The organism is Acetatifactor sp. (assembly GCF_982438285.1).
Genome location: NZ_CEWDFQ010000273.1, coordinates 1 through 4,295, shown reverse-complemented (window position 1 = coordinate 4,295; position 4,295 = coordinate 1). Strand labels below are relative to the sequence as shown.

Genomic DNA, 4,295 nt, shown 5'->3' with positions numbered 1-4,295 from the left:
GCAGACGTGCAATGACAGGAAGATTTGCTTTATTATATGTTCGAACAATCAGCAGTATCTGGAGGAATGCCTCTTGTATCTCAGCCTTTTAAAGGTTCCCAAGGGATATGAGACGGAGGTGCTTGCCATTCAGGATGCTTCCTCCATGACTGCCGGATATAATGAGGGAATGAAGGCTTCTGATGCAAAATACAAGGTTTATCTCCATCAGGACACCTTTATTACGGAAAAGACTTTTTTGGAAAAGATTCTCCGTATTTTTCAAAAGGATAAGTCTGTTGGCATGATCGGCATGATTGGTGCGCCAAAGCTGTCCAAGGATGGCGTGATGTGGCACAAGGAGCGCTGCGGAAATTTTTATCGCCTGGATGAAATGCTGGAAGGCGGAGTCACGGAAATCACCAAGATAAAGAAGGGGTGGCAGGAGGTGGAGGCAGTGGACGGGCTGCTGATGGCTACTCAGTATGATCTGCCCTGGAGAGAAGATATTTTAAAGGGCTGGGACTTTTATGATGTGTCTCAATGTCTGGAATTTCGCCGTAAAGGATACAAAATTGTGGTTCCTGCACAAAAGAAGAGCTGGACCATACATGCCTGCGGAGCGCCTTCTTTTTGGAATTATGAGAAAAACAGACAGATTATTTTGCGGGAATACCCGGAAATTGAAGAAAGTGCAAAGAACAGGCGCATTTTATTTCTGCACAGCCAGACAATCAGCCTGATGGGGATACCTTGTGGATTTCTGGAATTGGGGGATGATGTTTTTGTTCCTAATTATAAGATTACGTTAAGCGCGTATATATTGGCGGAAAGGGAATTGATTGAAGAGGAACTGGAGGAAGGGCATTATGATCTGGTGTGTACCTATGATTTCTGCCCGAGCGTTTCTGCAGCCTGTGAAAGCATGAAGGTAAAATACCTTGCATGGGTTTATGATTCTCCTTTGCTGGAGCTTTACATGGAACAGGCCAAAAACAGCTGCAATTATATCATGGTTTTTGATAAAAAGCAGTGGGAAAGACTGCAGAGTAGGAAGCTCCCTCATTTGTTTCATCTGCCTCTTGCCACAGAGGTAGGGGTATTTGGGAATGTTGTAGTAACGAAGAGAGATGAGAAGAAGTATAAGGCTGAGGTTTCTTTTGTGGGGAGACTTTATAATAAGCGTGGATTTGAACAGCTTTTTGAGCCGGACGATGAAGCGTTTAAGCTGGAGGCGGAGCGGCTTGCCGCTAGTACCCGGTGTGAATGGAAGGAAGATTCCTCTTTTTTTGAAAAGTCCTCAAAAGAGCTGGTGGATTTTATAAGCGGAAAGGAACAGAAAGAGCTATGGGAGCTATATGACATAGACAGGCAATATTATTGTGAGAGCATGAGAATCGCCCGAAAATGCAATGAAATGGAACGGGTGGCTATTTTGAACAAAATTGCGGAAAAGCATCAAGTGGTTTTATACACAGAGGACACAAGTATAGATATGCTGCCTAATGTTACCATACGTCCCTGGGTGGATTATTGGGGGGAGATGCCAAAGGTATTTTACATCAGCAAAATAAACCTGAATATTACTTCCCGCAGCATAGAAAGCGGGATTCCTCAAAGAATATTTGACATTATGGCGGTTGGAGGATTTGTGCTGACCAATTACCAGCCGGAGCTGGAAGACTATTTCGAGATCGGGGTGGATCTGGAGGTATTCCATGATATGGAAGAAATGGAGGAGAAGATACAGTATTATCTGGCGCACGAGGAGCAAAGAGTCCGGATTGGAATCAACGGTTACAAAAAGGTCAGGGAAAAGCATACATACAAAGAACGATTAATGCAGGCCTTGCAGCATATAGAGTCTGAGCAGGAGAATAAAACGGAGCAGAAATGATACGGAAAATGAAGTTGAAAATTGCTATTATAAGTTCAAAGGCATCACAAAAGGAGGTAGAGCTTTTTGATAAAGCTCAAAAAGGAAATTGGATGGTGGAATGGTTTGCTCAGAACCAAATGTCTGCGGTTAAGACGTATGCCCCGGATCTGCTGATAACTTTTGATCTTGTGGGGTTCCAAAACGGCACTTTGACGGATTGTGTGGCTTATAATCTGCTGGACTGCAAGCAGCTTCATTTTATTTTAAACGACAATCTTCCAAATGAGCGTTTCCTGGAAAAGCAGTTGAGTATATCCATGTTTTTTTACTGCGCAGGGGAGGGCTATTATGAGCATTTAAAAAGCGCTTATGCAGAGCTGCCATATCTGAAGCTTTTAAAGGGCTGGATGGAAGGCACAGATGGAGCCGAAGTGATACACAATGCGGCTCTTCTGGCAGCAGCTGTGGAGGAGGTGGCTAAAGAGTGCGGTCTAGCTTAGCCCCGCAATGCGGAACATATCTTTAATCCGGGAAGGATAATCAAAATGTGCTTTCACCTTTTGAAATCCATTTTGCCGGATGCGGTCTCGGGAGGCGTCATTTCGGATATAGAAATCGGCTTTGTCAAAGGCTTCTTCTAAACTGGCATACATAGCGCAGTCGGAGTCGTTTTCAAAGTATTCCGCAAGCTCGGGCTGATAGCTGGACAGCAAAAAGCCACCGCTCCCCATGATGTCCAGTGCCCTCAGGGGAATTCCGGAAGAAATGCACTTCAATGTAGGACAGAGGTTAATCTTGCTGTAACGGAATACGCCGGGCATTTCCGTATGGTATTTTAAGGGACCGCCCAGCCGTACTTTTGCATTCAGGGAAGAGGGCTTTGTTGTATAAAAGGTAGTGAGATAGTGCTCGCTGAATTCATTTAACAGAAAGCTTCTTTCAAAATGAGTGACAGCGCAGGATATGGAGAAGGCGAGTCCCTTTCTTGTGAGAGAAAGCTTTGTCTGTCCTAATTTCAAAAAGGAGGAATTCACTGCCTGCAATAGTTCATCTGTGATAATCTCTTCCAGAAAGTAGTATCCATAGATTCGCAGCTGTGCCTGTAAAATTCCTTCTATATAACCCTTGATGTACTCCGGGGCGGCAGCCAGAAGGGCGTCAAGCGACGGCTCGTAAAGATGTCCTACAAAGGAAATATCGGAATGGTAAGCGCTGATTTGTTTTTGGCTGAACACAAGCTTCTGAAGCCTTTCCGTGTTGACGGCCAGAGGCATATGGAATATCTGGCTATAGCCTGAGGCTTGATATTGCGCGGCCTCCAGTCTGTCGAAAAGAAATATATAATTTGTCTCATAGGAAAAGTATTGAGAAAGCTGATCTTCCAGCGGGCTGTCGTAACACCAGGAAAGATACTTGATATGATATTTGCTGCACAGCTTAGCCACCAATGGGAAAAAGTTGACGCTCATTACAGCATCGTAATGATCCTCTTCCAGATATCGGGAAAAGCGGCGGCAGAAAAAATCATCTTGGTACTTATCCGGAAAATGATAGTATACGGTTTTGCAGACGTGCCCCAGTCTTTTCAAATAGTATACACAATCCTGATAGGTATAGCTTCCCATGTCGTAAAACAGAATTTTCATAGATGGTCTCCTTGAAACTTAATTATTTTGTTTAAACATTTCGGAAATTTGTGCATAGCTTTTTCCCAAGAGATTTTGGTAGCGGGAGCAAAACAGCTTCCTGTAAAAATCATATTGAGTCATGTTAAGAAGGACATTATCATCGTGCAGACACCAAGGATGCTTTTGGGAAGGGACTGCGATGCGATAGCCATTTTTAAGAAAATTCATACTTTGAAAAGCATCATAAAAATCCCAGCCCTTCAGCTGTACGGTATCCCAGGGCAGATCATAGGCAGTGGCTATAAAAAGCCCGTCAATTTCCGCCACATAGGAATAACCATCCTCTTGAAGAGAGTATCGGTATTTGGACAAAAGTGGATAGGACATGGCGGACTTTGGAGAATAAACTGTTCCCTTGCGGGGAGTATGCCACATAATGCCATCAGAAGAGACCGTCTCATAGCCAACTACCCCGATCATGCCGATCAGAGGGTCAGAGGAAAAAATATCCAGAAGATCCATCAGGATATTTTTGTTTAGAATAAAGACATCCTGATGAAGATAAATTTTATACTTTGCGTCTGAATCGGACATTGCCGATTGATAGGCTGAAGTCATACAGGGCGCATCCTTTATGGTTAAGAGATCGATGTCATAGCCTTGCGGAATTTCCAGATGTCGGATATAATGTAGACATTCGGAAAGCATTAATTCATCATTGGTGCAGATAATAAAACAAAATTTATGAGAATTCATTTTCACTCCTTTTTTTGCCGGGTCAGACTTTGAAACAAAAGAGATTCCTGTTT

4 protein-coding genes are annotated in these 4,295 nt (G+C 43.5%); 2 read left to right on the top strand and 2 right to left on the bottom strand.

What is annotated here, in order from left to right:
• Window positions 1-1,876 (top strand): glycosyltransferase (locus AC1WIP_RS12260; protein ID WP_481142096.1); only part of this gene is annotated, 1,876 nt, incomplete at its 5' end.
• A 92-nt stretch (window positions 1,877-1,968) separates the two neighbouring features.
• Window positions 1,969-2,358 carry a hypothetical protein gene (locus AC1WIP_RS12255; protein ID WP_481142095.1) on the top strand — a complete coding sequence of 130 codons (390 nt, stop codon included), beginning with the start codon at window positions 1,969-1,971 and terminating at the stop codon, window positions 2,356-2,358.
• Here the strand turns inward: AC1WIP_RS12255 and AC1WIP_RS12250 are convergent.
• Together AC1WIP_RS12250 and AC1WIP_RS12245 are read right to left on the bottom strand one after the other, a co-directional pair.
• On the bottom strand, window positions 2,350-3,504 hold the full coding sequence (locus tag AC1WIP_RS12250) for a glycosyltransferase family protein (protein WP_481142094.1): 1,155 nt from the start codon (window positions 3,502-3,504) through the stop codon (window positions 2,350-2,352). The two genes, AC1WIP_RS12255 and AC1WIP_RS12250, sit on opposite strands and share 9 nt — an antisense overlap.
• Window positions 3,505-3,522: 18 nt before the next feature.
• A complete protein-coding gene (locus AC1WIP_RS12245) occupies window positions 3,523-4,242 on the bottom strand; it encodes a glycosyltransferase family protein (RefSeq protein ID WP_481142093.1) in 720 nt (239 codons plus the stop codon).
• Window positions 4,243-4,295 lie beyond the last annotated feature (53 nt).